The organism is Micromonospora marina (assembly GCF_900091565.1).
GTDB classification, from domain to species: domain Bacteria; phylum Actinomycetota; class Actinomycetes; order Mycobacteriales; family Micromonosporaceae; genus Micromonospora; species Micromonospora marina.
Map to the genome: position 1 here is coordinate 129,277 of NZ_FMCV01000007.1, position 25,139 is coordinate 154,415.

Genomic DNA, 25,139 nt, shown 5'->3' on the forward strand with positions numbered 1-25,139 from the left:
ACCAGCAAACTGCCATAATGCCCGGACTGAACGGCCCACCGCCCTCCGGAGTCCTGATCTTGAGAATCTCGCGATGACCCCGGCTGTCGACGTCCGGCGGGTGACTGTCACGTACGGCTCGACCCTGGTCCTGGACGGCATCGACCTCCGGGTGCCCGAGGGCGCCGCCGTCGCGCTCGTCGGCGAGAACGGGGCCGGAAAGTCCACCCTGCTGCGCTGCATCACCGGCCTCCAGGAGCCGTCGGCAGGCGGCATCTCCGTCTTCGCGGCGGCGCCCGGGCGCGGTGCGGACTTCTGGCGGCAGGTCGCCACGACTGTGGAGTCGCCGAGCTGGTACCAGGGTCTGACCGTGCGCGAGCACCTCGAACTGGTCCGGGTGGTCAACGGCGGCGACCCGGACGACGGGCACATCGACGAACTCTGCGCCGCCCTCGGCCTCGCGGGGCTCTCCGACAGCCTGCCCATCACGCTCTCCTCCGGGCAGCGCCAGCGCTTCCTGCTCGCCGCGACCCTGGGGCGGCCCAGCCGGCTGCTCGTCCTCGACGAGCCCGAGCAGCGCCTCGACACCGGGATCAAGCGCGCGATCGCAGCGCACCTGCGCTCGTACGTGGAGAGCGGGGGCACGCTCGTCATGGCCAGCCACGACGACGGGTTCCGGTGTGGTGTCGGAGCGGACGAAGTCGTGCTCACCCGCCCGGAGAGCTGAGGTGACGCCGATCGAGGCTCCGGTCCGGCCGGGCTCCCCCGCCGCCGTCGACGCCCGCCGCTGGATCCGCCGCCGCCGCATCGCCGCCGAGGGCCGCGCCGACATCGGCACCGTCTACGCCGCGACCCTCGCCGTCCTGATGGCCGCCGGGCTGCTCGGGCAACCGCTTGTCCGTGTCGTCTGGCCGCCGGACCCGCCCGGCGGCGACGCGGCGGTGACCCCGTTCGTCGGTGCCGCCGCCGTTCTCGCCGCCTTCTTCGTCGTCCTGCGTCAGCTCGGCCCGCTGTCGGTCAGCCGTAGCGACGCCACCTGGCTGCTGCCGGCCCCGCTGCCCCGGCGCTCCCTGCTGGCGCCGGCGCTCACACTGACCACCGTCGCCGCGCTCGTCGTCGGCGCCGTCACCGGGATCGCCGTGGCCGGCCATGTCGCCGCTCGCCCGGCCGGGCCCTTGACGGTGGCGGCCAGCGGCATCACCGGAGCGGCGGTCGCGGTCTTCGCGGCGCTGCTCGCGCTCACCTGCCAGCGGCGGCCCTCCGCCGCCCGGGTCGCCGACGGCATCGGCATCGCGACCGGCGCGGGCTGCCTCGTCCTGGCCGCCGCGCTGCGCGTCGCCGGCGACCCTCGTGTCCCCTCCTCGCTCGTACCACCGGTGGCGGTGTTCGTCACCGGCGCCGCCGCCCTGGCGGCCGGGCTGATCGCGGTCGCACTGACCTGGCGGGCGCTGGAGGACTGGCCGACCGCCCCGGTCGCCGAGGCCGCGATGAACGCGGGCGCCTACGCCGACGTCGTCTACGCGGTCGAACCGTCCTACCTGACCGAGATGAGCGCCCGCCGCTTCTGGCGCAGCCGCACCCGGGTACTGACGACGCGCCTGCTGTCGGCCCGCCGGGTGCCGCCGTTCATGGCCCAGGATCTGATCATCCTTCGCCGTAAGACCGCCCGGCTCTGGTGGCCGGTGGGCACGGCCGCCGTCCCGGTCTACCTCGCCGACGGCCCCACGTGGCTCCTCCTCGGCGTGGTTCTGATCGGCGCCCTGGCCGCCGCCGGTCTCACCGCGGAGTCCACCCACAGCGACGCCTCGAACCCGGCGATGCTGCGTCTGCTCGGCGCCACAGGGCGTCAGGTGACCGCTCAGCGGCTCGCGGTCCCCGCCGCCGTCGCCGGCGGGTGGCTCGCCGTCACCCTGGCCGTGCTTCAGGTCGCCGGCGCGCTCACCGGACCGTGGTGGGCGCTCGGCCTGCTGGCCGGCCCGGCCGTCGCGGTGGGTGCCTTCCAGCGGGCGAAGGCGAGCGCCGCCTCGATCGGCACCATCCTGATCGACACGCCGCTCGGGGCGTTCCCGGCCGGCATGCTGCTGTGGCTCCTCAACGGCATCGATGTGCTCGCCGTCCTGACGCTGCCGGTCTCGGTCGGCCTGGTGACGGTGCAGGCGCACGAGGCGCTCGGCTGGCACTGGCTGCTCGCGCAGGCGGGCAGTTCCGCCGTGGGGTGCGCCCTGCTGGTCCGGCGGTCCGGAACCACTGCCGGTTCACTCTGATCGCCTGCCTGCCGCGCAGCCCGCTCGCGCGGGCGACCACGCCGTCCACCCGCGCCTCCAGCCAGCGCTCCAGCCCGGCGGCGTGCACCACGGCGGCGCAGTTGGCGCTGGCCGAGACGACCGCGCGGCGCAGCCCGGCCGTGGTGGCCGCCTCCAGGTAGCGCACCGAACCCTCGTACACATCGACGCCGTGCTGCTCGATCTGCTGGAGCAGGACGACGTTCTTGCGGTTGCCGAGGCCGTTGACGGTGTCCGCCCCGGGCGGGTCGTCCGGCGATCCCTCGGGCAGGATGATGCCGCGCGAGGCCAGGAATGTACGCACCCCGTCGGCACGCGGTCTGCCGTCCACGTACCGGTTGTAGTCCGGTCCGCTGTCGAACGGGCGGAACGGCTCGCCGGTTTCCACCGACCGGCGCCGCAGGCGCCACCTCGACGAACTCGATTCCGAGCGTGCGGGCGAACGGCACGGCGGATCGGGCAGCGGTTGCACCGCGCCGTGCGGACGTGGCCGGCCGGGTGATCGGCAGCCACGCCCGCACGTTCAACACGATCGGGAGCGCCCCCGCGAGGAGGCACGAGGGTGAGTGTCAGCTCGATTCACTCCGGAACGACGTCGAGCGGGCCAACTCGGCCAGGTCGGCGAAGAACTCGGACGCGGGCATGGCCTTGCCCTCCTTGCCGATCGAGGAAGGTGCCAACGGCACCAGCAGGTCCTCCTTCGCGGAGTGCAACCACAGCGCCATCTGGTAGACGGCCGGGATGCGAAGCAGCCGCAACTCGAACCCGGCGGCCTCCAGCTTGGGCAGCTTGCGGACGACCTTCAACGCCTTGTCGGTGGCGTCGACGAACGGCCCCTCGGTGAACTGGGAGACCTCCTGGCTGCCGTCCGGCCCGGCCGTCGTCTCCGCGCTGGCGACCGGTTGCCCAGCCTGCTCGACGAGGTAACGCCAGCCCGCCGGCTGCGCCCGGTCGATGCCCCCACCGGCCAGGACGTCGTCGAGCCCGAGGGTGAAGACCTGGTGCGGGGTGGAAACGTCGAGCGAATCCTTGTTGGTCCCGCGCAGCCCCTTGCCCGCGAATCGGCCCTCGTTGGCGAACCGGTGGAGCTTCGACTTGACCTTGTCACTCATGCCGCGTGGCGGCTCGGGAAGGTTGATCTGCATCCTGAACTCCTCAGCGCACAGTCGTGTAGCTACGGGACCAGACGCCCCCGGCCGCGGTGTAATTATCCCTGAAGGTGTTGAACTCCACGTTGACGAACCCGTCCCAGGGGTCGTGAATCCTGAGCCATTCCGTGCCGCCCGACTCCCAGCGCCCGTGGATGACGACGATGTGGCCGCCGCCGGCCCGCCAATGGGTGTCGACGCCGACCGGCTGCGACTTCGCCAACTCGGTCGCGACCTCCACCGACGTCAGCGGTCGGCGCAGTTCCTCTCGCAGGTGATTCATCCGGCGCAGCGACTCGGTCGGCCAGTTTCCCCGATTGCAGGGCGCCACCGAGGCCGCCGGGCCGCAGCAGTTGTTCAGGCCGAACTGGTCATTGACGAGCGAGCACTGCGTCCACGGCGAGGCCGCGTTGTAGAACTTTTCGATGTTGATGGAACTCGCGGCCCAACACCACATGTTCTGCTGCTGAAACTCCGCGTTGGGGAAGTTGAGCGTCTGGTCGGCCAGGTGGATCCTGAAGGTCTCGAAGGCCCCTCCACTGGCTTTGAACTGAAATTCACCTGCCCGCCACCCTGAGCGGTGGAACTGTTCACCCCGGAGCCGTCCATCCGGAGGAAAACCTCGGGAAAACCGGCCGACTCGATCGAGTAGTTCCCGTTTGCCTGACGGCGGAACCAGAAGGTCTCATGGCCGCCACCGTTGGCGTTGATCTGGCAGTTGACGAGGCCGCCGCCACCGTCGGTCGGAGAGGTCACGCCGCTGCCCACCAGACGCAGGAACACGTTCGGGAAGGCGATGGACTCGATCGAGAAGGTGCCGTTGGCCTGCGGGCGCAGCTTGAACTTCTCCTTGTCGCCGGCCTGGAAATTGCAGTTGACCGTGCCGCCGCCCGCCATATTGGTGGGAACCCCGGTCCCGTCCATCCGCAGGAAGACTTCCGGGAAGGCGGTCGACTCGATCGTGATCGGCGTGTCTCCGAGAATCCTCAGGTCCGCCTCCGACAAAGGCATAGTGGTCCCTTCTGCTTGAGGGGTGGTTCATGACGAATGCCGCCGTTCGCGTGGTCGACACACGCAATGGCGGCGCGGTGCCAGCAAGGCAGGCGTCCTCACCCGAAGCGACCAAGCCGTCACCGTCCGGAAGACACTCTCTATTACCGAATCGATTCATGCAAGGCCTCGACGGCACTTCAACCGTCGGGCGGCAACCGCCCTGGAGCGATACGGCACGCTTTTCCAGCATTGATCCAGCAGCACTATGCGCCGCAGTCAAGAACGTGACACTACGGCCACCGGCGCTATTTCTGCCGCTTACTACCGCCGGGCGGCCGGGTTACATCGGCTACCTCGCTACGCCTTGAATGGTGCGCGCTTCTCATATCCCATCAATGGGATAATCTCGGACAGGGCTTTTTCGGCTGACGCGCGGGCGTCGGCGTCGAACTGGTCGTCGCGGTGCGCCAGCTTGTCCGCCCGGAACGTCGACGCGGTGACGGCGTCCTCGACGCCGAGCCGCTCGAACAGGGCCCGCCGCTGCCCGGGCCAGTCGGCCGCGAGGTCTTCCGCCCTCACCTCGACGTATCGTCGACCCGCCAGGCCGCCCGCGTCCTTCCAGGCCAGCCATCGCTGGTAGACCGGCACCAGGTAGGCGAGCGTCCCGTCGACGGTGGACGGTGCCCACGACTGGGCCAGGTGTGAGGCGAGCACCGCCACCGGGTGACGCTTGATGTGCACGATCGTCGCCTCGGGAGACAACTCCCAGAGGAAGTCCATGGCGAACAGGTTGAACGGCGTCTTCTCGCACCAGGTCGGCTTGCCCGCGTCGGCCGCCGCTCCGCCGAACAGGGTGTCGACCAGGCTCCGCAGGATGCCGACAAGTTCCCCCCGGTCGCGGAAATACCTCGGCACGACCCGCCGTCGGCTGGCCGGCCCGAACGGCCCGGCCGGGCGGTCGCCGTCGCCGAACCCCTCCGCGGCACGGGCTCCTCGAAGGCGTGCGCGATCACCTGCGGCCAGAGCTGGTGTACGGCGTCCCGGTAGCGCCGCTCGTCGACCAACTCGGGCACGGTCTTGCCGCGGTCGTCACGGCGGCCGGGCACGCGTACGGTGAGGAAGTCGCTCAGCCGGTGCAGGGCGTCCTCACCGACGACGGGGTCGTACCGGTGGGTGAGCGCGTCGGCCAGGTCCCGCAGGCCACCGGGTTCGACGAGGAACTTGGTCTCCATCGGGATCCGGTGGATCAGCGGATGCTGGCCGATGATGTCGGCGATCCGCGACGTGCCCGAGCGGCCGGTACCCGCGACGAAGACCGGTGAGGGAGACGGCATGGACGGCAGTCAAACTCCCGCCCCGGCACCGGGGCAATCCAATTACCCCCGCCGAGATCGGCTGATCGCCCACCTGGCCGACGCGGTCGGGTCCGTCGCCGTGCCGCACCCGACCCGGGTCGCCGTCGACGGGCCGCCCGCCGCCGGCAAGACCACGCTCGCCGACGAGCTGGCCGCCGTCCTGCGCGCCCGTGGCCGGTACGTCATCCGGGCGACTGTCGACGACTTCCTCTTCCCCCGGGAACGGCGCTACCGGCGCGGAGAGTTCTCGGCCGAGGGCTGCTACGCCGACACCCACGACCACGGGACGCTGAACCGGGTGCTGCTCGATCCGCTCGGGCCGGGCGGCGATCGACGCTTCCGCTGCACCGTCTACGACCACGCGACGGATACGGTGCTGTCCCCGCCGCTCGCCACCGCCCCCGCCGACGCCGTGCTGGTGGTCGACGGTGTGTTCCTCCTGCGCCCGGAACTGGTCGATCGGTGGGAGCTGCGCGTGCTCGTGTCGACCGCGCCGGACCGTACCGTGGATCGTGCGGTGGTGCGCGAGCGCCGGGTGTCGTCCCGGGCCGACGTCGAACGGCGCTGGCGGGAGCGTTACCTGCCCGCCCAGCGTCTCTACGTCGCCACGGCCCGCCCGGCCGAGCACGCCGACATCATCGTGCACAACGACGATCCCCGGCGGCCGATCTGGTAGACCCGCGCGCACGTGGGTGGCAGGCTGGCGACCATGGACAGGAATCGGGTGGCCGCCTGGATCGCGGCGTACGAGCAGGCGTGGCGCACACCGGGAACGGCGGCGCTCGGCACGATGTTCACCTCGGACGCGAGCTACCGCCAGGGGCCGTACCGGGAACCGGTCGTCGGCCTGCCCGCCATCACCCGCATGTGGGACAGCGAGCGCGACGGACCCGACGAGGTCTTCGAGATGACCTCGGAGATCGTCGCGGTCGACGGCGACACCGCGGTGGCCCGGGTGCGGGTCCGGTACGGCGACCCCGTCCACCAGGAGTGGAGCGACCTGTGGATCATGCGGTTCGCTGAGGACGGCCGGTGCCTGTCGTTCGAGGAGTGGCCGTTCGCGCCGGGAGAGCAGGCCGCCGCCGGGTGAGACACCGGCCGCCTATCCGGCGAGTATCTCCCCGAGAATGCGTTGCGCCTCGGCCGATTCCTCCGCGTCCTCGGGGTCGTCGAAGGTGCGGGAGTAGGTGGACAGCGTCTTCCAGAGCGCCCAGCCACGTCCGCGTGCCCACGTCGCGTCGTCCACCGCCAGCCGCTCGCGGAACGCCTCCCGCCCCTCAGCCGTCAGCAACGTCCAGGCGATCGCCAGGTCGCAGGCCGGGTCACCGACGCCGCACGTCCCGAAGTCGATGACGGCCGCCAGCCGCCCGTGCGTGAGCAGCAGGTTCCCCGGGGCGATGTCGCCGTGGAACCAGCGGTCCACCCCGTCCCAGCGGGCGCCCACCGCCCGCGCCCAGATCTCGCGTACCAGCTCGGCGTCGACATGGCCGCCCAGCGCGACGAGCGCCTGCTCGACCTTCTTGTCGTACGTGCGCAGCGTGCCGCCCCGGAACCAGTTGTGGACACCCGGCTGCGGACCGCCGGCGGCGTCCACGTCCCGCAGGGCCGCGAGGAATCCGGCCAGGTCGAGCGCGAATCGCACCGGTTCGGCGATGCGGTCCGGCTGCGCGGTCTCGCCGTCGAGCCATCGGTAGATCGACCACGGATAGGGGTAGCCGGCACCCGGCTCGCCCCTCGCCACCGGGCCGGGAACGGGTAGCGGCAGCCGGGCGGCGAGGACCGGGAGCCAGCGATGTTCCTTCTCGACGGCCAGGGCGTACTCGGCCGCGCTGGGCAGGCGCACCAGCAGCTCGGGGCCGAGGTGGAAGGTCCAGTTGTCCCAGCCGCCGTTGGCGACCGGTTCGATCCCGAGGCGGGCCAGGTGCGGGAACTGGTCGGCGACCAGACGACGCACCTGCGCCGCGTCGACCGGGATGCGCCGTGGCGGAGGACCGAGATCCGGTACGTCGCTCACGCCCGTTTGGTGTGCGCGACGAACGCCGCCCAGCTCGACGGCGTGAACGTCAGCACCGGCCCCTGCCGGTCCTTGCTGTCCCGCACCCCCACCACACCGGGCACGTTGTCCGCCACCTCGACGCAGTTGCCGCCGTTGCCGCTGCTGCGGGTGCTCTTGCGCCAGATCGCGCCGGTCAACTCCATCGCTTCGCCGCCTCCGAGATCGCCGCCAGGGTCGCCCCGTGCGGCATCGCCTCCGCGCGGACGGACTCCCAGGTCTGCCGCAGCGAGTTTACGTCCACCGTCCGCTCCACGATTGTGCCGTGCAACTGGTTATCGAGGTAGCCCACGTCGTCGCCGTCGGCGGGGGTGGCGAGCACGAACGCGCCGTTGAGCCCCGGATAGGCACCGACCGTCTCCGGCACCAGGTGCAGGTGCACCCGGGGCCGCCGTGCCGTCTCAATCAGGTGCTCCAACTGCTCCCGCATCACCTTCGGCCCACCGACCGGGCGGCTCATCACTGAGTGGTCGAGCACCACCACGAGCTGCGGCGGCGTGGGGCTGTCCAGCACCGCCTGCCGGGCCAGCCGGGCGGCCACCTGCTGCTCGACAGCCTCGCCGACGAACTGCGCGGCTCCCTCGTAGAGCGCGCGGGCGTACCCCTCTGTCTGCAACAGCCCGGGAACAACAAGCGGCTCGAAGCTACGCAGTGAGGCAGCCTCCTGCTCGATGCTCACCCACTCGCGGAACCACGGCATCAGCGCCTCCTGCATCAGCGCATCACGGATGCGCACCAGCAGGCCGCCGCCGTTCAGCACCTCGTCGCAGCGCTCGGTGAACTCGGCGCGCGGCGCCCGGCGGCACTGCTCGACGGCCGCCACCAGCGACGCCGAATAGCTCACCCGCTCGCCCAACGCCTCCTGGGTCAACCCCGCATCGGTACGTAACCGGCGCAGCTCACCAGCGAACAGTTCCCACAACGGCACACGGATCATCTGCACACCTCTGCACACGGCTGCACACGGAAATCGGCCGGTCGGACGGCCAGGAAGGTGGGGGTGGAACGCCTTCCGACCCTAGCGGCGTGGTGACGAAACTGTCACGCAGTGGAGCCGAATTCGTCCGGTTCCCGCTACCGAAAGGAGTTGCACCGTGCGACTGCGCTGGTTCCGCTGCCGGGGTGCGTCGGCACCGACACTGCCCCAGCGGGTACGGGGCGACAACCTGCCGGAGTGGATGCGGCAACCCACGCGTCCACTCCCGACAATGAGCCCCGGCCGGGTCGGCAACCTCACCCCGGCCCAGCAGTGGCGGGCGAACGGCGGCCGATGGTCCGTACCGGAGCAGCGGGCGGGCGACGGCGGCCGGACCGCCCCGGAGCAGCCCGGCGAGCACCGGTGATCAGCCACCAGCTCGGGCAGCCGCCGGACGGGCCGACGCCGGACCGCCCCCGGCCGTACCCGTTGCACGCCACCCCGCACACGCCGCTGCGTCCGATGTGGTGCTGCCGGGCCTGCGGCCAGCCGTGGCCGTGCCCGACGGCCCGGCTGCTGCTCCGCAGCGAGTACGAGGACAACCGGATCGGGTTGTCCATCTACCTGTGCGGGCTGCTGTACGAGGCCACGCGCGACCTCTACCGGCTCAACCCGAACGACGCGCCCGCCCCCGCGGACATGTTCGCCCGCTTCGTCGGCTGGGGCCCGTACCGCCGTCACCCGCCCGTCCCACCGGGCGGTGATTGTTAATAAGGGGCCCTTCCTCTACCGGAGGCGTTAATAGGGTGCCCCTTCTTTCACCGCCAGCCGACGTCGATGCGGTCGCCGCGCTCGTCGAAGAAGTGCAGCGCGTCCATCCTTACCTGCACGGCGAGCGGGTGACCGGGCGACACCTGCGGGTACGGCGCGAGCCGTACCGCCAGTTCCGCCGGACGACGGTGGTGGCGGCCCGGGTCGGGCAGCACGCTCGTACGGTTGCCGCCGCCCCCGCCGACCTCCAGGGCCGGGCCCGACGACTCCGTCGCGCGGCCGGTGAGCCGCTGCATCACCTGGTTGAACCGGCGCAGGCCGCGCTGGCCCGGCGCGGCCCGCTCGACCGGGGTGCCCATCTCGTCCACGACGATCGCGGTGGCGCCGATGTCGAGGAACGCGAGCGACTCGTGGCCGTGGTGCTCCAGGTAGCGGATACGCCCGTGCAGCACGTCCCCGGCGGTGTCCGGCGCGACCGGGGTGAGCGCTTCGGCGCGCATGCCGACCACGATCCGCTCGCCGTGGTAGTGCGCCACGGCCCGGCTGCGGATGTCGTCCCAGGGCAGGTAGAGCGCCTGCTCGCCGAGGTTCAGCGCGACGTAGCGGTCGAGGTGGACGTAGACCGACGCCTCCAGCAGGTTCATCCGGGGGCTGCCCAGGAACGCGGCGACGTAGAGCGTGGCCGGCCGGCCGTACACCTGGGTGGGGGTGCCCACGTCCTGGAGCACGCCCTTGCGCATGATGGCGACCCGGTCGGCCATGGTCAGCGCCTCGGCCTGGTCGTGGGTCACGTAGATGGTGGTGACGCCCAGCTCGCGGGTGAGGCCGGAGATCTCCGCCCGCAGTTCGGCGCGCAGCCCGCTGTCCAGGTTCGACAGCGGCTCGTCCATCAGGAACAGACCGGGCCGGCGCACTATCGCCCGCCCCATGGCGACCCGCTGCCGCTGGCCGCCGGAGAGCTGGCCGGGCTTGCGTGCGAGCACGTCGCCGATGCCGAGCGCGCTCGCCACGTCCTGGATCCGCTCGCCGCGCGGGCCGGGCTCGACGCCGCTCAGGCGCAGCGGGAAGCCGATGTTGTCGCCGACCGTCATGTGCGGATAGAGCGCGAAGTCCTGGAAGACCATGGCGATCTTCCGGTCGCGCGGTGGCAGGTCGTTCGCCAGCTCACCGCCGAGCATGATGGCGCCGGAGGACGGGTCCTCCAGCCCGGCGACCATGCGCAGCACCGTCGACTTCCCGCAGCCCGACGGGCCGAGCAGCACCATGAACTCGCCGTCGTTGACGTCCAGATTGATGGTGTCGACCGCGACTGTTCCGTCCGGGAACACCTTGGTGACATCCTTGAGCGCGACGGTCGCCACCGTCACCTCCCCAGTTCTTCGCCCCAAACCCGGGAATGACTGTGACCAGGATCATCTGATCCGCACATCGGGTAAACGTGCCATGTTCGGCTCGTGACAGTCCTATTAAGCGGTTTTCGCGGGCCGCTATCGTCAAGTGACCTGCCGGTAACCCCTTTTATGGCGTTTCGCCGAGAAACACGCGACGGACCACGCGCTCCGCGGCGTGCCCGTCGTCGAGGGCGCAGAACCGCGCCCGGAACGCCGTCCGGGCCCGCCCGGCCGCCTCGTCGTCGACCGCGCCGGAACGGAACACGTCGAGCAGCCCGGGGAAGTCCCGCGCCACCGCACCCGGCGGCTCGGCCGGCAGGTCGAAGTAGACGCCACGGGCCACCCGGTAGGCGTCCCAGTCCGGCGCGTAGACCACTATCGGCCGGTCCAGCACGGCATAGTCGAACATCGCCGAGGAATAGTCGGTGACCAGCACGTCCGCCGCCAGGTAGAGGTCCTCCACCCGGTCGTACGCGCTCACGTCCAGCACGCCGTCCGACGCCGGCCCCCGAGGATGCCGCTCCCGGTCGTGGAAGTAGTGGCTGCGCATCAGCAGCCGGCCCCGTGGCCCGAGAACGTCGAGCATCCGGTCCGGGTCGAACGGTGGCCGCCACCCGGGCAGGTGCTCCCGGTGCGTCGGCGCGTAGAGCATCACGTACTCGTCGGGTGCGATGCCCAGCGCGGCACGGACCTGGCCGCGGTCCTCGGCGGTGGCCAGCGCCAGGCGGTCGTTGCGCGGGTAGCCGACCTCCAGCGTGGTGTAGTCCGCCGGGTACGCCCGCTCCCACATCTGCGTGGAGAAGCTGTTCGAGGTGATGCTGTAGTCCCACCGGTCCACCCGCCGCAGCAGGCCGGCGAAGTCCATCCCCGTCGCGCCCACCGGGTAGCGCTGCTGGTCCAGCCCCATCACCTTCACCGGCGTGCCGTGGTGGGTCTGCACGTGCACCGAGCCCGGACGCTTGCGGACGAAGTCCGGGAAGTTGACGTTGTTTACCAGCCACCGGGCGCGGGCCAGGACGCGGTGGTACTCGCGGGTGCCGGCCACCACGTACTCGACGCCCGGCGGCAACGTGGCCACCCGGTCGCGGCGGACGATCCACACGCCGCGCACCTGCGGCGCGAGCCGGCGGGCCGCCTCGTAGATCGCCGCCGGGTTGCACGAGTAGCCCCGGTACCAGTAGGCCGCGTACACGGCGAGCGTCGGGTCGATCGGCCGGTGCGACTCGGCCCGGTAGTACTCGCCGAACGCCAGGTCACGCGCCCGCCGGGCGGTACGCCGCACCACCGGCGTGACCTGTCGCCGGGCCCGCCGGGCGGTCCGCCGGGCCGTCTCCCCCGCCTGGTGCGCCTCGCGCAACGCGCTGAACGTCCGCCAGCGCCCGGCCGCCACCAGCCGGTGCTTGAGCCCTTCCGGGCCGGGCGGGACGGGGTAGCCCTCGGGCGGCAGGAAGCGCACGTAGTCGGCGTGCATCTGGGCGAAGAACGGCGCCCGCAGTTCGGGGGCGATCCGGGCGCCGTTGCCGAGCACGGTCAGGTAGTGCCAGATCATCCGCTCGAAGACCGCCGGCCGCAGCCCGGTCACCTGCCAGCGGTCCATCAGCCCGAACACCCGGTGCCACTGCGCGAAGACCTCGAAGTGCCGGTCCCCCCGGGTCTTCGTGATCGCGCCGGTGCGGCGCTGCCGGTAGTTCAGGCAGATCCGGTCGAGTACGCCGATCCGCCCGGCCGCCATGAGCGCCGGGTAGCTGAACGACACGTCCTCGTACCAGCCCGGCTCGAAGCGCAGCCCGTGTTCGAGCAGGAACTCCCGGCGCACCACCCGGTTCCACGCGGTGTGCAGCAGCTTCAGCGTCTCCGGCCGGTCCCGCAGCGCGAACGTCGTCGCGCCCGGCGGGACCGGGAACACGTCGCGCATCGCGCTGCGGGTGCCGATGTTGTTCCAGTGCGCCCGGACGTGGTCCACGAGCAGCACGTCCGGCGCGGTGTCGCGGAGCCGGTCGGCGACGTGCGGGAGGCAGCCGGGCACCAGCCAGTCGTCCCCGTCGACGAACCACACGTACTCGCCGACGGCCCGGTCCAGCCCGATGTTGCGGGCCGGACCGAGCCCGGCGTTCTCGGCGAGGCGCACCGGGCGGACCCGGGGGTCGCGGAGCGCGTACTCGGCCAGGATCTCGCCGCTGTCGTCGGGAGAGGCGTCGTCGACGCCGATCACCTCGATGTCGCCGAACGGCTGGTCGAGGATCGAGTCGAGACATTCCCGCAGGTAGCCCTGCACCTTGAAGGCCGGCACGACGAAGCTGATCAAGGTCACCCCGGACCGCCCTCCGTCAGCCCGGCGAGCGCACACCCCCACGGGCGCGGGCAGGCAGGACCACCCAGGCGAGGACCACGCTCGCGACAAAAACCACGAAAAGGTACGCAGTCATTGTAGCCAGAACGAAGCTCACAGTTCCGGTAGTTGCCGCGGCTGCCAGCAGCACGGAGCGCCCCAGCCAGCCCAGCGTGGCCGCGTGCAGCGGCGGCGCCGACTGCCGCTTCTCCAGCCGGGCCGTCAGGTCGTAGTGGTGCAGCGTCAGCACCAGGACGTACCCGAAGATCAGCCAGGCCGGTGCCCGGCCCGCCACCCCGACCGCGATCGCGAACAGGTACTCGGCCGCCCGCAACGCAGCCGGCACCAGCCAGTCCAGCGACCCGCCGTGCGGCGCCCGCGAACCCGCGCCCGCCAGCAGCACCAGTGCGAGAACCACCCCCCAGCCGGGCACGTCGCGCCCGCCGTGCACCGCCCACAGCGCCCAGCCCAGCAGCGCCGCCGCACCCAGCACGGCCACCAGCGCCACCGGCAACGGCCTGCGCATCGACTGCAGCGTCCGCACCAGCAGGCCGTCGTCGCGGTGCAGAGCAGCATCCACAGTGGTCAGCACCGGCACCCGCATCCACCGCGCCCGCAGGGTCCGCAACCCCAGGGTGTACGCGAACGCCAGCGTCCCCCAGACCAGCACCGCGCACAGCGCCACCAGCGGCCCGAACAGCGCGGCGGCGATCGCGATCAGCGCCCACCGCTCACCGATCGGGAACACCACCGTGCGCTTCAACCAGTACGACACCGAGCCGGTGTCCGCCTGCACCCGCGTCGAGGCGGCGTTCAGCTTCCCGCCGATCCCGCCCGCGTCGGCGGTCACCACCTTCGGCCGCCGGGCCGCCTCGTCGTGCAGCGCGCCGTACCAGGTGTCGGTCATGTGCCGCACCGTCTGCAACGTCATCGCGGCCAGCGCCAGCGCCCAGCCGTACCGGAACCCGGCATGCGTGGCCCCGAAGCCGAGACCGGCGTAGACCACGTACTCCTTGAACCGGTCGGCCATCGTGTCCAGCCAGCCGCCCCAGGCACTGAAGTGCCGGGTGTAGCGGGCGAGCTGCCCGTCCACGCAGTCCAGCACGAACCCCAGGTAGAGCAGGACCGCGCCGGCCACCAGCGCGGGCCGCCCACCGGTGCCGAACAGCACCGCCGCGGCCACCGCGAACGCCACCGAGACCATGGTGACACCGGTCGGGCCGATCCCGATCCGGGCCGCCGCCTTGGTGACGTACGGCGACCAGGTGCTGACGAAGAACGTGGTGAAGAAGTCGTCCCGCTCCTTCACCGACAGCTTCAACTCGGCCCGGTCCTCGTCCACAGCGGCCACCGCCGTCTCGGCCGCCCGCCGCTGCGCCTCGTCGCCGACCCGGTGCGCCACGAGCAGACGTACCCGATGGGCGAAGATCAGCGCGCCCCGGGCGGCGAGGCCGGCCACGAGCCGGTCCACCGCGCCCAGCGGCCCGCCGTCTGCGGCGTGGCGGGCGGCGTCGGCCAGCGCCGGCAGGTCGGCCGCGCCCACCCGCAGCGCGCCGCCGAACACGCCGCTCGCGTCGGCGGCGCCGACCTCGACCACCTGCCCGCGTTCCTCGCGCACGGTGGCCTGCCCGGGAGCGGGCGGATCGGTGAGCACAAGCGCCACCGTCGGCCCCACCGGGCTGGTCGCGAGATGCCTGAGTACGGCCATGTGCGCCACCAGATCCGCGCCGCTGACCAGCACCGGCCCGGTAGCGTCGGCCACCAGGTCGGCCAGCTCGGTCAGGTCGGCGGCGATACGCACGTCGTCCGCCCCGGCCCGGCGCCACTGCGCGGCCAGGCGTTCGGTGAGCGATTCCCCGTCGGGACGGCCCGTCATCGGCTCGGACGGGCGGCCCGGCGGCCCGGTGAGCCGGCTCGCCGCCGGGTCGGCGGCGAGCACGATCGCGAGCGTCACCGCTTCGCCGCGTCGGCGTAGGCGGCCAGCGCCTCGTCGATCGTCCCGTCGACGATCAGCCGTCCGGCGTCGAGGTAGAGCCCCCGACGGCAGAACCGGGTGAGGTCCTTGTCGTTGTGTGACACCAGCACCAGCGTGCGCCCTTCCGCGAGAAGTCGCTCGATGGTCGCATAGCACTTCGCCCGGAACTCCGCGTCCCCGACCGCTGTCACCTCGTCCACAAGCAGTACCGGATGCGGCAGGTGCGCGATCACCGCGAAGCCGAGCCGCACCTTCATCCCCGACGAGTAGTGCCGCACCGACGTGTCGATCGCGCGTTCCACCTGCTCACCGGCGAACGAGACGATCTCGTCGAAGTGCTCCCGCAGGTACCCCGACGAGAGCCCGTGCAGCCCGCCCACCAGGTACAGGTTCTCCCGGCCGGTCAGGTCACCGGAGAACCCGGCGGACAGTTCGAGCAGCGGCGCCACCCGGCCGCGCACCCGGATCGAGCCCTCGTCCGGGATGAGCACACCGGCGATCAGCCGCAGCAGCGTGCTCTTGCCGGTGCCGTTGCGCCCCACCACGCCCACCGTCTCGCCCGGCTCGATCCGGAACGACAGGTCGCGCAACGGCCAGAACCGGCCCGCGTCCGGGTCGCGGGCGCCCCGGTGCACGATCAGCTCCCGCAGCCGCAGCTGACGTCGCCGGTTGCGGACGAACCGGATGCCGAGCCCGTCCGCCTCGATGATCGGCGCCATTCAGAGTTCCTTCAGCACTGCCGGTTCGAGGCGGTGGAACGCCCACCAGCCGAACGCCAGCACCAGCACGCTGCCGGACACCGTGACGGTGAGCAGCCGGGCATCGGGGAACTCGTCCGGGTACCAGACCGCGTGGTGCAGCTGGAAGATCCCGACCAGCGGATTCAGCTCGTACCCGAGCTTGAGCCAGCCCGGCATGCCCGACTCCCGCACCAGGTCGAGCGGATAGATGATCGGGGTCGCGTAGAACAGCAGCCGGATGATCAGCCGCATCGTGCGCTCGATGTCGCGCATCAGCACGTTGCCCGCCGACAGCAGCAGCGCCAGGCCCACCAGCAGCACGAACTGCACCGCCACCGCGAGCGGCAGCGCGAGCAGGCTCCAGCCGGGGCGGATCTTCCCCTGGCTCGCGTAGAGCGCCGCGACGGCGGCCAGGATCGGCAGCCCGGCCAGGTACTCGGCGAACCGGCCGGTGACCCGCCCGATCGGGAAGATCGGCCGGGGCAGGTTCATCGTGGTGATCAGCCGCGACTGCCCGGTGAGCGCGTTCGCCGCCTCGGTCAGCGCCGAACTCGCCCACATCCAGGCGAAGATCCCGGTGATCAGGAACAGCGGGTACGACCCGGCCGCCTCACCCAGGTGCCGGCGGGTCGCGCCGGAGTAGAGCACGCCGAAGACGAACCAGTAAATCAGGCCCATGCCGAGCGGCTCGATCAGCGACCAGAAGTAGCCCAGCACCGACTGCTGGTACTTCACCGCGAGATCCCGGCGGACCAGGATGCGCAGCGAGGTGCGGGCGGACCAGAGCGCCGCGACGCCTGACGTCACCGCACCATCGTCGCGCCTGCTCGTGCCGGCGCGACGGCCCTCCGCCCCGGATCACCCCAACGGAGTCAGCACTCGATGACGTTGACGGCGAGCCCGCCGCGCGCGGTCTCCTTGTACTTGACCTTCATGTCCGCGCCGGTCTCCCGCATGGTCTTGATGACCTTGTCCAGCGACACGGCGTGCACCCCGTCGCCCCGCAACGCCAGCCGAGCCGCGGTGATCGCCTTGATGCTCGCCACCGCGTTACGCTCGATGCACGGGATCTGCACCAGGCCACCCACCGGGTCGCAGGTCAGCCCCAGGTTGTGCTCCATGCCGATCTCGGCCGCGTTCTCCACCTGCTCCGGCGTACCGCCGAGCGCCTCGGCCAGCCCGGCCGCCGCCATCGAGCACGCCGAACCCACCTCGCCCTGGCAGCCCACCTCGGCACCGGAGATCGACGCGTTCTCCTTGAACAACACGCCGATCGCGCCCGCCGCCAGCAGGAACCGGACCACGCCCTCCTCGGACGCGCCCGGCACGAACCGGGTGTAGTAGTGCAGGACGGCCGGAATGATCCCGGCCGCGCCGTTCGTCGGCGCGGTCACCACCCGCCCGCCGGCCGCGTTCTCCTCGTTGACCGCCAGCGCGAACAGCGTCACCCAGTCCATCGCGCGCAGCGGATCCTGACTGCCGGTCTCCGCCTCCAGACTGCGCCGCAACTCCGCCGCGCGCCGCCGGACCTTCAACCCGCCCGGGAGTACGCCGTCACGGGTGCAGCCGTTCTCCACGCACTCGCGCATCACCCGCCAGATCTCCAGCAGCCCCGCCCGGACGTCCGCCTCGCTGCGCCAGGACAGTTCGTTGGCGAGCATCACCTCGCTGATCGACAGGCCGGTGCCGGAGGTGACAGTCAGCAGTTCCGCGCCGGTCAGGAACGGGTGCCGTACCCGGGTGGTGTCCGCCTTGATCCGGTCCGCCCCGGCGGCCGCCTCGTCCACCACGAACCCACCGCCGACCGAGTAGTACGTGCGCGCCCGCACCTCGTTCCCGGCCGCGTCGTACGCCGAGAACGTCATCCCGTTCGGGTGGTACGGCAACGAGCGCCGGCGGTGCAGCACCAGATCGGCGTCCGGGTCGAAGTCGATCCCCTGGCTGCCGAACAGGTCGAGCCGCCGCCGGGTGCGGATGCGCTCCACACGCGGCCCGACCGAGTCGGTGTCGACCCTCTCCGGAACCTCACCCTCCAGCCCCAGCAGCACCGCCCGGTCACTGCCGTGCCCGTGCCCGGTCGCGCCGAGCGAACCGAACAGCTCCACCCGTACCCGCGCCACGTCGGCGAGCTGCCCGTCGGCCTTCAGACCCGCCACGAACGTACGGGCGGCCCGCATCGGCCCGACGGTGTGCGAGCTGGACGGCCCGATACCGACACTGAAAAGATCGAAAACACTGATCATTGGCTGCTTTCCTCGCCGTCGTCCCCGTTGTGCGGATCCGAGCCGGTGCATGGGTGCCGCGCCCGCCGGGCGGGTAGACGGCCGACGCCCGGGGTGGGGGCGCCCGACCGGCGAGCCTACCTCGCCCCGTGAATACCCGCCCCCGCTCCGCCACATGCCCGCCCCGGCCCGCGCCACCCCCGCCCCCGGAATACCCTGTTTTTTTCGCGGCATAGATGAACCGCCACAACTCCACGATCGGCGCTTTTCCAGCCCTGCCGCTCCCGGCGCCCGGCGCCCGGCGCCCGGCGCCCGGCTCCCGGCCCCCAGAACGCCAGTCCCGAATGGTGAGCCGCCCGATGCAGCAGCCCGTCGAGCGAGTGCCCACACGGACACACGCGCCCCACAACCGCGCGGGCGAGGCCCCGGGGGCGAGGGCGGGAGCGGGAACACGGGCGAGGGCGGGAGGGCTCGAAGCACGGGCGGGGCCTCGGAGCGCGGGGCGAAGGTGGCCGGGCGGGGAAGCCGGAGCCGGAGCCGGAGCCGGAGCCGGGGGATCGTGGGGGCGATCAGGCGACGGCCGGGCGGGGCTTCTGCGGCCATACGTGAGAACGCGTCGGTGGGGGCGGTCCGGGGTAAGCACCTACGGGTGCCCGGGTCGCCGATCCTCCTCGGGGCTGAGGGCACGGTGCGTACCCCTCTCTACCGTGGAATCAGCGCGGCGGATCGCCGCAGAAGTGGGAGACGACGATGAGTCGCAAACTGGTCCGGCCCCGTCAGGGGCGCATGATCGCCGGTGTCTGCGCCGGCCTGGGGCAGCGGTTCGGCATGTCGGCCGGGATGGTCCGGCTGCTGTTCCTGCTGTCGCTGCTGCTGCCCGGCACGCAGGTGATCGTCTACCTGGTCCTGTGGATCCTGATGCCGAACGAGGACCGTTACCTCGCCACCCGCTGACGCGACACGAGCCGGGACGCCGGTACACACGCGAACGCGCCCGCCCCGGACCGCCGGGGCGGGCGCGCGACGCATGAGGGTCAGGGTGCGGTGTAGGTCACTGTCACCTTCTCGTACCCGAGGGAACGCAGCAGCCCTTCGAGCATCTTGCGGGTGTTCTCCTCCGCGCGGGTGGTGAGGCCGCTGTCCCGGGCGGCGGTGGTGATCCGGTCCTCGGCGAGCTTGTAGATCTGCTGCTGCCGGTTGGGATCGCTCGCGATCAGGTCGTTGAGCCGGTTGATCAGGCCGCGCTGCTCGGCGAACACGTAGCTCTTGTCCATGTCCAGGTCGGTCTCGCCGAGCTGCGGCGCGGGCAGCTTGATCTCGGCGGACTTGCCGTCCTCGGAGACCACGACGGCACCGTCGGCGATCTTCGTGAAGTCCACGTACGCCTCGACCCGGCCCGCCCCGACGAACAGCGTGCGCTCGTTGAGCAGGAAGTCGGGCACGTTGCGCCTGTCGTTCTGCACGTCGACCACCACCTGGAAGTTGCCCTCGGCGGCGACGTAACGGCTCAGGTCCCGGATCGACTTGAGCAGCGGCGGCTGGCTACGGTCGGTCTGCTCCTTGGCGAACGGGTTACGGAAGTCGGGCAGCAGACCGGTGGCCTGCACGCCGAGCAGCACCACCACGGCCAGCGCCGCCGCGCCGAGCACCCAGAGCAGGCCGCGGGCCGGGCCGCCGCCCGTGCCCGGAGCACCGGGGGCGTACTCGCGGTCGTGGCCGGGCGAGCCCTCCGCCCGGTCACGAAGGGACTCGCTGGTGGGGTAGTCCGGAAACTCCCGGGTGGGCTCGTTGATGTCACCGTCGCGGGCCATCGCCCTCACCGTCCTCGTCCGACAGGTCCTCGTCCGACACATCGATCCTCAGCCGACACATCGACTGACAATGACGGTACGGCCAGTGTGCGACAGTCGCCCGCCGAGCGACCGCATCGGGTGAAACCGCGGGTTCAGGCGAACGCGGAGACGCCGGTCAGCCGCTGGCCGATGACGAGCTGGTGGATCTCGGAGGTGCCCTCGTAGGTGAGTACGCTCTCCAGGTTGTTGGCGTGCCGCATCACCGGGTACTCGCCCGAGACGCCGTTGGCGCCGAGGATCGTTCGGCACTGCCGGGCGATGGCGAGCGCTTCCCGGACGTTGTTCAGCTTGCCCACGCTCACCTGGTCGGGCCGCAGCGTGCCCGCGTCGGCGAGGCGGCCCAGGTGCAGCGCGAGCAGCATGCCCTTGTTCCACTCCACCGCCATGTCGGCGAGTTTGGCCTGGGTGAGCTGGAAACCGGCGAGCGGGCGGCCGAACTGGGTGCGCGTGGTCGCGTACTCCAGGGCCGTCTCCAGGCAGTCGCGGGCCGCGCCGAGGGCGCCCCAGACGATGCCGTGCCGGGCCTCGGTCAGGCACCCCAGCGGCGCCTTGAGCCCGATCGCCTCGGGCAGTCGCGCGTCAGCCGGCAGCCGGACGTCGTCGAGCGCGACCTCACCGGTCACCGACGCGCGCAGCGACATCTTGTGCCGGATCTCGCGCGCCGTCACCCCCGGCGTGTCCATCGGTACGGCGAAGCCGCGCACCCCTTCGTCGGTACGTGCCCAGATCACGCCCACGTCGGCGATCGGCGCGTTGGTGATCCACAGCTTGCTGCCGTTGAGGATCCAGTCGTCGCCGTCGCGGCGGGCCCGGGTGGTCATCGAGGCGGGGTCGGAGCCGTGGTCGGGTTCGGTGAGCCCGAAGCAGCCGATCGCCTCGCCGGCCGCCATCGCGGGCAGCCAGCGCTGCTTCTGCTCCTCGCTGCCGTAGCGCCAGATGGCGTACATGGCGAGCGACCCCTGCACCGACACCAGCGACCGGACGCCGGAGTCGCCGGCCTCCAGTTCGAGGCAGGCCAGCCCGTACGCGACCGCTGACGCGCCGGCGCAGCCGTACCCGGTCAGGTGCATGCCGAGCAGGCCGAGCTTGCCGAACTCAGCTGCGAGTTCGCGGGCCGGAACCTGGCCGTCCTCGTACCAGCCGGCGACGTGCGGGCGTACCCGGTCGGTCACCAGCCGGCGCACGACGGTGCGGATCTGCCGCTCCTCGTCGCTGAGCGACGCATCGATGTCGAGCAGGTCGAGAGGAGTCATGGCGTCACCTTAACCAAGGCTCAAGGAGGCGTCACTCGCCCTGGTCACCGAGCACGAGCACCCGCGCGTGGATCTGGTTGCGCTGCTGGAGGGCCGCCCGCAGTGCCCGGTGCAGGCCGTCCTCCAGGTAGAGGCCGCCGTTCCACTGGACCACGTGCGGGAAGAGGTCGCCGTAGAAGGTGGAGTCCTCCGCGAGCAGCTTGTCCAGCGCCAGTTCACGCTTGGTGGTGATGAGCTGGTCGAGCCGCAGCGGGCGCGGCGGGATCTCGGCCCACTGCTTCAGCGTGAGGTTGTGCTCCGGGTAGGGACGCCCGTCCCGGACCGCCCTGAAGATCACGGCGTGCTCTCCTCCCCAGGCCAGGCTGACAATGTGGATGTCAGCCTAACCGCTCAGGTCCACCGTCCCCGCCGCACCACATCCTGCACCGGTCGCCGCCCTCGACGCAGCGACGGTGACCGATGGTCGACGGCTCGGTAACCTACTGTGATCGCACCGATCGGGTGCAGTTCCGGCGGTACCCCGAACGCCTCCCGGTACGCCCCGATGCGCTGCGGCGGGATGCCGAAGAAGCAGGCGCCAAGCCCTTCGTCGACGGCGGTGAGCAGCATCAGCAGCGCCGCGAAACCGGTGTCCACGTACCAGTAGGGCACCGGCCAGCGGCCCTCGGCGCGGTCCGACCAGCCCTTGTCCGCCTCGGCGTAGCGGTCGAGGTAGGCGTCCCGGTTGGCGTGCGGCACCACGATCAGCGGCGCCCGGCGCATCCCGGCCAGCCAGCGCTCCCGGCCACCGCCGGCAGGCGTGGTCGCGGCCCAGAACCGTTCCCGGTCCTCGGGCTCCTCCAGCACCAGGAAGCCCCAGCCCTGCGAGAACCCCGCCGACGGGGCCCGGACGGCATGGTCCAGCAGCCGATCCACCACCTCCGGCGGCACCGGCCGGCCGGGGTCGTAGTTGCGCACCATCCGGCGACGCCGGACGACCTCGGCGAACTCCACGCTCAGACCTCCGGGCGGACGCCCCAGGCGCCCCGCCACGTCTGCCCCGGCCCCAGCACGATCAGGTCCTTGCCGGAGCGGAACGCGTCGGGCGGGCAGGTCATCGGCTCCACCGCCACGGACCGGCGGTGCCGTTCCCCGCCGAGGGTGTCGCCGGTGAACACCTGCCACCAGCCGAACTCGCGGTCCGCCCAGATCCGCAGCCCGGACGAGCCGTCCGGCGCGCTGAGCACCACCGCCGAGCCGCCGTCGGCGTCCCGCTCGACGTCACCGAACGCGGTGTCGAGCACCAGGTCGCCGATCGGTCGCGGGCTGGTGAAGTCGAACTCGGAGCCGCTCACCTCGGCGGCGGCGACCGGCAGCATGCGGCTGTCCACCAGCACCCGCCGCCGGGCCGGTACGTGCAACCGCAGCTCGTCCACGCCGACCTTCGGCAGTCGCAGGTAGGGGTGCACGGAGAAGCCGAACGGCGCCGGCTCGTCGGACAGGTTCGTCGCCTCGTGCTCGGCCCGCAGGCCGTCCGGGCCGACGCTCCACCGGGCCCGCAGCCGCAACGCCCACGGGTAGCCGGGGCTCGGCGGCAGGTCGTAGCCGATGGTCACGCTGTCCGCCGACTGCTCGACCGGCTGCCACCGCACCCAGTTCACCAGGCCGTGCAGGGCGTTGTGCCGCTCCGGCTCGGTGAGGTCGAGCTGCAACGACCGCTCCCCGACCGTGTAGACCCCGTCCCGGATGCGGTTCGGCCAGGGCGCCAGCACCTGCCCGGCCGAACCGGGGCAGACCTCGTCCTCGGCGTACCCGTCGAGGTGGTCCACGCCGTCGTGGCGGTAGGCCCGCAGCCCACCGCCCACCTCGACCACGACGGCCTCGTGGCCGTCGGCCGCGATGGTCCACTGTGTACCGGACGGTGGCTGCGCGTCGATCCCCATTCGGCGACCCTACCGTCAGCGGCGCTCCTCGGCGGGGGTGGTCGAGCGATAGCGCAACAGTGCCGGGAACGCCACCACCAGCAGCACCGCGAGTACGGCGGCGGCCAGACCCCCACCGACCATGGCGAAGCCGGTGCCGAAACCGGCGGCCGTCGCACCGGCGCGCAGATCGCCCAGACGCGGGCCACCGGCGACCACTACCGTGTTCACACCCTGGAGGCGGCCACGCATCCGGTCCGGCGCGTAGACGAGCAGCATCGACTGTCGCAGCGTGGCGCTGACCAGGTCCGCCGCACCGGCGACACCCAGCAGCACCACCGCCACCCACAGCTGCCCGGCCAGCCCGGCGAGCGCGATCGCCACACCCCAGCCGACCACCGCCACGGTGAGCGCGAGGCCCTGCCGGCGGACCCGGCCGATCCACCCGGAGGTCAGGCCGCCGAGCATCGCGCCGATGGCGATGGAGCTGTAGAGCCAGCCCACCGCCGAGGCGCCGCCGAAGCGTTCCTGCGCCAGCTCGGGGAACAGCGCCCGCGGCATGGCCAGGATCATCGCGATCAGGTCGATGGCGAACGAGAGCAGCAGCACCCGGGTGGTGGCCAGGTAGCGGAAGCCGTCGACGATGCTGGCCAGCCCGGCCTTGCGGACACCGCCGTCCGGGTCCGGCGCGGGCGGCATCGCCGGTAGGCGCAGCGTGGCCCAGAGCGACGCGGTGAACAGCAGCGCGTCCGCCGCGTACGCGATGGGCAGCGCCACCCCGACCGGCCAGGCGGCGAAGATCAGCCCGGCGGCGAGCGGGCCGAAGACGGCGGCGGCGGTGAACGTGGTGAAGTTCAGCGTGGTGGCCGCCGGGACCAGCTCGGCGGGCACCAGCCGGGGCAGGATCGCGCTGCGGGCCGGCGAGGTGATCGCGAAGGCGGTCGCCTGGAGGCCGACGAGCAGCAGGAGCAGCAGCGGGCTGCGCGCCCCGGCCAGCGACTGCACCAGCAGCCCGAGCGTGGCGGCCCAGAGCACGGCGCCGCCGACCAGCAGCACCCGGCGGCGGTCCCGTGCGTCGGCCACCGCGCCGCCCCACAACCCGAAGATCAGCAGCGGTACGAACCCGGCGATGCCGAGCAGACCGACCCAGAGCGAGCCGCCGGTCAGGTCGAACATCTCCACCGGCACCGCCACGGCGGTGAACTGGAACCCGAACATGGCGATCGCGTTGCCGGTCCAGACCCGCCGGTACGCGGGCACGCGCAGCGGACGCAGGTCGATCGCCCAGCGGCGTGCGCCCCGCCGCCGGGCCGAAGTGACGTCGGTCACGGTGCGAGCCGCTCGACGACGAAGACCCCGTCCCCGGTACGCCGGAAACGCAGCCGGTCGTGCAGCCGGCTGGCCCGGCCCTGCCAGAACTCGACAGTCTCGGGACGGACCCGGAACCCGCCCCAGTACGGCGGCGCGGGGATCGGGTCCACGTCGGCGAACCGCTCGGCCGCCGCCCGGTACGCCGCGTCGAGCACGGTCCGGTCCGGCACCACCGTCGACTGGGCGCTGGCCCACGCCCCGAGCTGCGAGCCGCGCGGCCGGCTCGCGAAGTACGTCTCGGTCTCGGCCCGGTCCACCTGCTCGACCCGGCCGGTCACGATCACCTGCCGCTGCATCGGGAACCAGGGGAACACCAGGCTGGCCCACGGGTTCCCGGTCACCTCGGCACCCTTGCGCGAGCCGTGGTTGGTGAAGAAGACGAAGCCCTCCGGGTCGTACCCCTTGAGCAGCACCGTGCGCCCGCTGGGCCGGCCCCGGGCGTCGGCCGTGCCGAGCACCATCGCGTTCGGCTCCGGCAGCGGATGGGCCACCGCGTCGGCGAACCAGCGGGCGAACTGGGTGTGCCAGTCCGGCGCCAGGTCCGTCTCGGTCAGGCCCAGGTCGGCCGCGTACTCGTTACGCATGCCGGCCGGGCCGGGTGTGTCGC

The 25,139-nt window shown here is 71.9% G+C and carries 28 protein-coding genes and 1 pseudogene; 8 read left to right on the plus strand and 21 right to left on the minus strand.

What is annotated here, in order from left to right; translation table 11 throughout:
- Positions 1–73: 73 nt before the first annotated feature.
- Both GA0070215_RS11575 and GA0070215_RS11580 read left to right on the plus strand, forming a co-directional pair.
- Positions 74–706 (plus strand): ABC transporter ATP-binding protein, encoded by a 633-nt coding sequence (locus tag GA0070215_RS11575; RefSeq protein WP_091045079.1) that lies wholly within the window; start codon positions 74–76, stop codon positions 704–706.
- Between the two features lies 1 nt (position 707).
- Positions 708–2,243, plus strand: coding sequence for a DUF6297 family protein (locus GA0070215_RS11580; RefSeq protein WP_091045082.1), 1,536 nt, complete (start codon positions 708–710; stop codon positions 2,241–2,243).
- Between the two features lie 7 nt (positions 2,244–2,250).
- On the opposite strand, the pseudogene GA0070215_RS28990 reads toward GA0070215_RS11580, so the two are convergent.
- The 5 genes and pseudogenes from GA0070215_RS28990 to GA0070215_RS28995 form a co-directional block, all read right to left on the minus strand.
- Positions 2,251–2,664, minus strand: a pseudogene (locus tag GA0070215_RS28990) (HAD family hydrolase); the annotation flags it as partial.
- 166 nt (positions 2,665–2,830) lie between these two features.
- The gene (locus GA0070215_RS11590; protein WP_091045086.1) at positions 2,831–3,406 is read right to left on the minus strand and encodes a hypothetical protein; all 576 of its coding nucleotides are present in this window, start codon (positions 3,404–3,406) and stop codon (positions 2,831–2,833) included.
- A gap of 10 nt (positions 3,407–3,416) precedes the next feature.
- Entirely contained in the window at positions 3,417–3,866 is a 450-nt protein-coding gene (locus GA0070215_RS11595) for a papain-like cysteine protease family protein (protein ID WP_091045089.1), read from the minus strand.
- Positions 3,767–4,420: a hypothetical protein gene (locus tag GA0070215_RS27985; protein ID WP_141708184.1), complete on the minus strand. Its 654-nt coding sequence runs from the start codon at positions 4,418–4,420 to the stop codon at positions 3,767–3,769. Before GA0070215_RS27985 ends, GA0070215_RS11595 begins: the two co-directional genes overlap by 100 nt.
- Positions 4,421–4,759: 339 nt before the next feature.
- Complete coding sequence (locus tag GA0070215_RS28995) at positions 4,760–5,317, minus strand: sulfotransferase family protein (RefSeq protein WP_244166962.1); 558 nt, start codon at positions 5,315–5,317, stop codon at positions 4,760–4,762.
- Positions 5,318–5,403: 86 nt separating this feature from the next.
- Between GA0070215_RS28995 and GA0070215_RS29000 the strand changes: the two genes are divergently transcribed.
- From GA0070215_RS29000 to GA0070215_RS27995, 3 genes are read left to right on the plus strand one after another with little or no spacing between them, the layout of a single operon-like run.
- Complete coding sequence (locus tag GA0070215_RS29000) at positions 5,404–5,724, plus strand: hypothetical protein (RefSeq protein WP_244166963.1); 321 nt, start codon at positions 5,404–5,406, stop codon at positions 5,722–5,724.
- A gap of 10 nt (positions 5,725–5,734) precedes the next feature.
- Complete coding sequence (locus tag GA0070215_RS27990; RefSeq protein WP_141708185.1) at positions 5,735–6,433, plus strand: nucleoside/nucleotide kinase family protein; 699 nt, start codon at positions 5,735–5,737, stop codon at positions 6,431–6,433.
- A gap of 33 nt (positions 6,434–6,466) precedes the next feature.
- A complete protein-coding gene (locus GA0070215_RS27995) occupies positions 6,467–6,847 on the plus strand; it encodes a nuclear transport factor 2 family protein (RefSeq protein WP_141708186.1) in 381 nt (126 codons plus the stop codon).
- 12 nt (positions 6,848–6,859) lie between these two features.
- Here the strand turns inward: GA0070215_RS27995 and GA0070215_RS11615 are convergent, their stop codons facing one another.
- Genes GA0070215_RS11615 through GA0070215_RS11625 form a run of 3 tightly spaced genes read right to left on the minus strand, consistent with a single transcriptional unit; the run spans position 6,860 to position 8,747 of the window.
- Positions 6,860–7,771: an aminoglycoside phosphotransferase family protein gene (locus GA0070215_RS11615; RefSeq protein ID WP_091045095.1), complete on the minus strand. Its 912-nt coding sequence runs from the start codon at positions 7,769–7,771 to the stop codon at positions 6,860–6,862.
- Positions 7,768–7,956, minus strand: a complete 189-nt coding sequence (locus GA0070215_RS11620; protein WP_091045098.1) for a DUF397 domain-containing protein — start codon at positions 7,954–7,956, stop codon at positions 7,768–7,770. Before GA0070215_RS11620 ends, GA0070215_RS11615 begins: the two co-directional genes overlap by 4 nt.
- On the minus strand, positions 7,947–8,747 hold the full coding sequence (locus GA0070215_RS11625; protein WP_091045234.1) for a helix-turn-helix domain-containing protein: 801 nt from the start codon (positions 8,745–8,747) through the stop codon (positions 7,947–7,949). The genes GA0070215_RS11620 and GA0070215_RS11625 overlap by 10 nt, the downstream gene beginning before the upstream one ends.
- 157 nt (positions 8,748–8,904) lie before the next feature.
- Here GA0070215_RS11625 and GA0070215_RS11630 point away from each other — a divergent pair, with 157 nt between their 5' ends.
- Together GA0070215_RS11630 and GA0070215_RS11635 are read left to right on the plus strand one after the other, a co-directional pair.
- Entirely contained in the window at positions 8,905–9,153 is a 249-nt protein-coding gene (locus GA0070215_RS11630) for a hypothetical protein (RefSeq protein WP_091045102.1), read from the plus strand.
- A complete protein-coding gene (locus GA0070215_RS11635) occupies positions 9,150–9,497 on the plus strand; it encodes a hypothetical protein (protein WP_091045107.1) in 348 nt (115 codons plus the stop codon). The genes GA0070215_RS11630 and GA0070215_RS11635 overlap by 4 nt, the downstream gene beginning before the upstream one ends.
- A 47-nt stretch (positions 9,498–9,544) precedes the next feature.
- Here GA0070215_RS11635 and GA0070215_RS11640 read toward each other — a convergent pair whose 3' ends face one another.
- From GA0070215_RS11640 to GA0070215_RS11665, 6 genes are all read right to left on the minus strand, one after another.
- The gene (locus tag GA0070215_RS11640) at positions 9,545–10,858 is read right to left on the minus strand and encodes an ABC transporter ATP-binding protein (protein WP_091045237.1); all 1,314 of its coding nucleotides are present in this window, start codon (positions 10,856–10,858) and stop codon (positions 9,545–9,547) included.
- A gap of 157 nt (positions 10,859–11,015) precedes the next feature.
- Positions 11,016–13,199 carry a bifunctional glycosyltransferase/CDP-glycerol:glycerophosphate glycerophosphotransferase gene (locus tag GA0070215_RS11645; protein WP_091045110.1) on the minus strand — a complete coding sequence of 728 codons (2,184 nt, stop codon included), beginning with the start codon at positions 13,197–13,199 and terminating at the stop codon, positions 11,016–11,018.
- Between the two features lie 16 nt (positions 13,200–13,215).
- The gene (locus GA0070215_RS11650; protein WP_377467913.1) at positions 13,216–15,171 is read right to left on the minus strand and encodes a DUF5941 domain-containing protein; all 1,956 of its coding nucleotides are present in this window, start codon (positions 15,169–15,171) and stop codon (positions 13,216–13,218) included.
- Positions 15,168–15,911: an ABC transporter ATP-binding protein gene (locus GA0070215_RS11655; protein WP_091045113.1), complete on the minus strand. Its 744-nt coding sequence runs from the start codon at positions 15,909–15,911 to the stop codon at positions 15,168–15,170. The genes GA0070215_RS11650 and GA0070215_RS11655 overlap by 4 nt, the downstream gene beginning before the upstream one ends.
- Positions 15,912–16,739, minus strand: coding sequence for an ABC transporter permease (locus tag GA0070215_RS11660; protein ID WP_018785719.1), 828 nt, complete (start codon positions 16,737–16,739; stop codon positions 15,912–15,914).
- 65 nt (positions 16,740–16,804) lie between these two features.
- Positions 16,805–18,175 carry an L-serine ammonia-lyase gene (locus GA0070215_RS11665; RefSeq protein WP_091045116.1) on the minus strand — a complete coding sequence of 457 codons (1,371 nt, stop codon included), beginning with the start codon at positions 18,173–18,175 and terminating at the stop codon, positions 16,805–16,807.
- Between the two features lie 729 nt (positions 18,176–18,904).
- Here GA0070215_RS11665 and GA0070215_RS11670 point away from each other — a divergent pair.
- Entirely contained in the window at positions 18,905–19,108 is a 204-nt protein-coding gene (locus tag GA0070215_RS11670; protein ID WP_026267959.1) for a PspC domain-containing protein, read from the plus strand.
- A gap of 80 nt (positions 19,109–19,188) precedes the next feature.
- Here GA0070215_RS11670 and GA0070215_RS11675 read toward each other — a convergent pair whose 3' ends face one another.
- The 7 genes from GA0070215_RS11675 to pdxH all read right to left on the minus strand — a co-directional run bounded on the left by GA0070215_RS11675 (position 19,189) and on the right by pdxH (position 25,116).
- The gene (locus GA0070215_RS11675) at positions 19,189–19,965 is read right to left on the minus strand and encodes a DUF4230 domain-containing protein (RefSeq protein ID WP_018785716.1); all 777 of its coding nucleotides are present in this window, start codon (positions 19,963–19,965) and stop codon (positions 19,189–19,191) included.
- Positions 19,966–20,099: 134 nt separating this feature from the next.
- Complete coding sequence (locus GA0070215_RS11680; protein WP_091045119.1) at positions 20,100–21,260, minus strand: acyl-CoA dehydrogenase family protein; 1,161 nt, start codon at positions 21,258–21,260, stop codon at positions 20,100–20,102.
- A 31-nt stretch (positions 21,261–21,291) separates the two neighbouring features.
- On the minus strand, positions 21,292–21,597 hold the full coding sequence (locus tag GA0070215_RS11685) for a type II toxin-antitoxin system VapB family antitoxin (RefSeq protein WP_013283726.1): 306 nt from the start codon (positions 21,595–21,597) through the stop codon (positions 21,292–21,294).
- Positions 21,598–21,650: 53 nt separating this feature from the next.
- Positions 21,651–22,253: a nitroreductase family protein gene (locus GA0070215_RS11690; RefSeq protein ID WP_026267958.1), complete on the minus strand. Its 603-nt coding sequence runs from the start codon at positions 22,251–22,253 to the stop codon at positions 21,651–21,653.
- Positions 22,254–22,255: 2 nt separating this feature from the next.
- Entirely contained in the window at positions 22,256–23,182 is a 927-nt protein-coding gene (locus GA0070215_RS11695; RefSeq protein WP_091045122.1) for an aldose 1-epimerase family protein, read from the minus strand.
- Between the two features lie 15 nt (positions 23,183–23,197).
- Positions 23,198–24,490 carry an MFS transporter gene (locus GA0070215_RS11700; protein WP_018785712.1) on the minus strand — a complete coding sequence of 431 codons (1,293 nt, stop codon included), beginning with the start codon at positions 24,488–24,490 and terminating at the stop codon, positions 23,198–23,200.
- Complete coding sequence (pdxH, locus tag GA0070215_RS11705) at positions 24,487–25,116, minus strand: pyridoxamine 5'-phosphate oxidase (RefSeq protein WP_018785711.1); 630 nt, start codon at positions 25,114–25,116, stop codon at positions 24,487–24,489. The genes GA0070215_RS11700 and pdxH overlap by 4 nt, the downstream gene beginning before the upstream one ends.
- Between the last annotated feature and the right edge of the window lie 23 nt (positions 25,117–25,139).

What these genes read in the sequence shown, in the direction of transcription:
- GA0070215_RS11590 (WP_091045086.1), bottom strand. Translation starts at nt 3,406, where the DNA reads ATGCAGATCAACCTTCCCGAGCCGCCACGCGGCATGAGTGACAAGGTC.
- GA0070215_RS11595 (WP_091045089.1), bottom strand. Translation starts at nt 3,866, where the DNA reads ATGTGGTGTTGGGCCGCGAGTTCCATCAACATCGAAAAGTTCTACAAC.
- GA0070215_RS11620 (WP_091045098.1), bottom strand. Translation starts at nt 7,956, where the DNA reads ATGGAGTTGACCGGCGCGATCTGGCGCAAGAGCACCCGCAGCAGCGGC.
- GA0070215_RS27985 (WP_141708184.1), bottom strand. Translation starts at nt 4,420, where the DNA reads ATGCCTTTGTCGGAGGCGGACCTGAGGATTCTCGGAGACACGCCGATC.
- GA0070215_RS27990 (WP_141708185.1), top strand. Translation starts at nt 5,735, where the DNA reads ATGGACGGCAGTCAAACTCCCGCCCCGGCACCGGGGCAATCCAATTAC.
- pdxH (WP_018785711.1), bottom strand. Translation starts at nt 25,116, where the DNA reads ATGCGTAACGAGTACGCGGCCGACCTGGGCCTGACCGAGACGGACCTG.
- GA0070215_RS11665 (WP_091045116.1), bottom strand. Translation starts at nt 18,175, where the DNA reads ATGATCAGTGTTTTCGATCTTTTCAGTGTCGGTATCGGGCCGTCCAGC.
- GA0070215_RS11675 (WP_018785716.1), bottom strand. Translation starts at nt 19,965, where the DNA reads ATGGCCCGCGACGGTGACATCAACGAGCCCACCCGGGAGTTTCCGGAC.
- GA0070215_RS11575 (WP_091045079.1), top strand. Translation starts at nt 74, where the DNA reads ATGACCCCGGCTGTCGACGTCCGGCGGGTGACTGTCACGTACGGCTCG.
- GA0070215_RS11670 (WP_026267959.1), top strand. Translation starts at nt 18,905, where the DNA reads ATGAGTCGCAAACTGGTCCGGCCCCGTCAGGGGCGCATGATCGCCGGT.
- GA0070215_RS11695 (WP_091045122.1), bottom strand. Translation starts at nt 23,182, where the DNA reads ATGGGGATCGACGCGCAGCCACCGTCCGGTACACAGTGGACCATCGCG.
- GA0070215_RS27995 (WP_141708186.1), top strand. Translation starts at nt 6,467, where the DNA reads ATGGACAGGAATCGGGTGGCCGCCTGGATCGCGGCGTACGAGCAGGCG.
- GA0070215_RS11625 (WP_091045234.1), bottom strand. Translation starts at nt 8,747, where the DNA reads ATGATCCGTGTGCCGTTGTGGGAACTGTTCGCTGGTGAGCTGCGCCGG.
- GA0070215_RS11680 (WP_091045119.1), bottom strand. Translation starts at nt 21,260, where the DNA reads ATGACTCCTCTCGACCTGCTCGACATCGATGCGTCGCTCAGCGACGAG.
- GA0070215_RS11655 (WP_091045113.1), bottom strand. Translation starts at nt 15,911, where the DNA reads ATGGCGCCGATCATCGAGGCGGACGGGCTCGGCATCCGGTTCGTCCGC.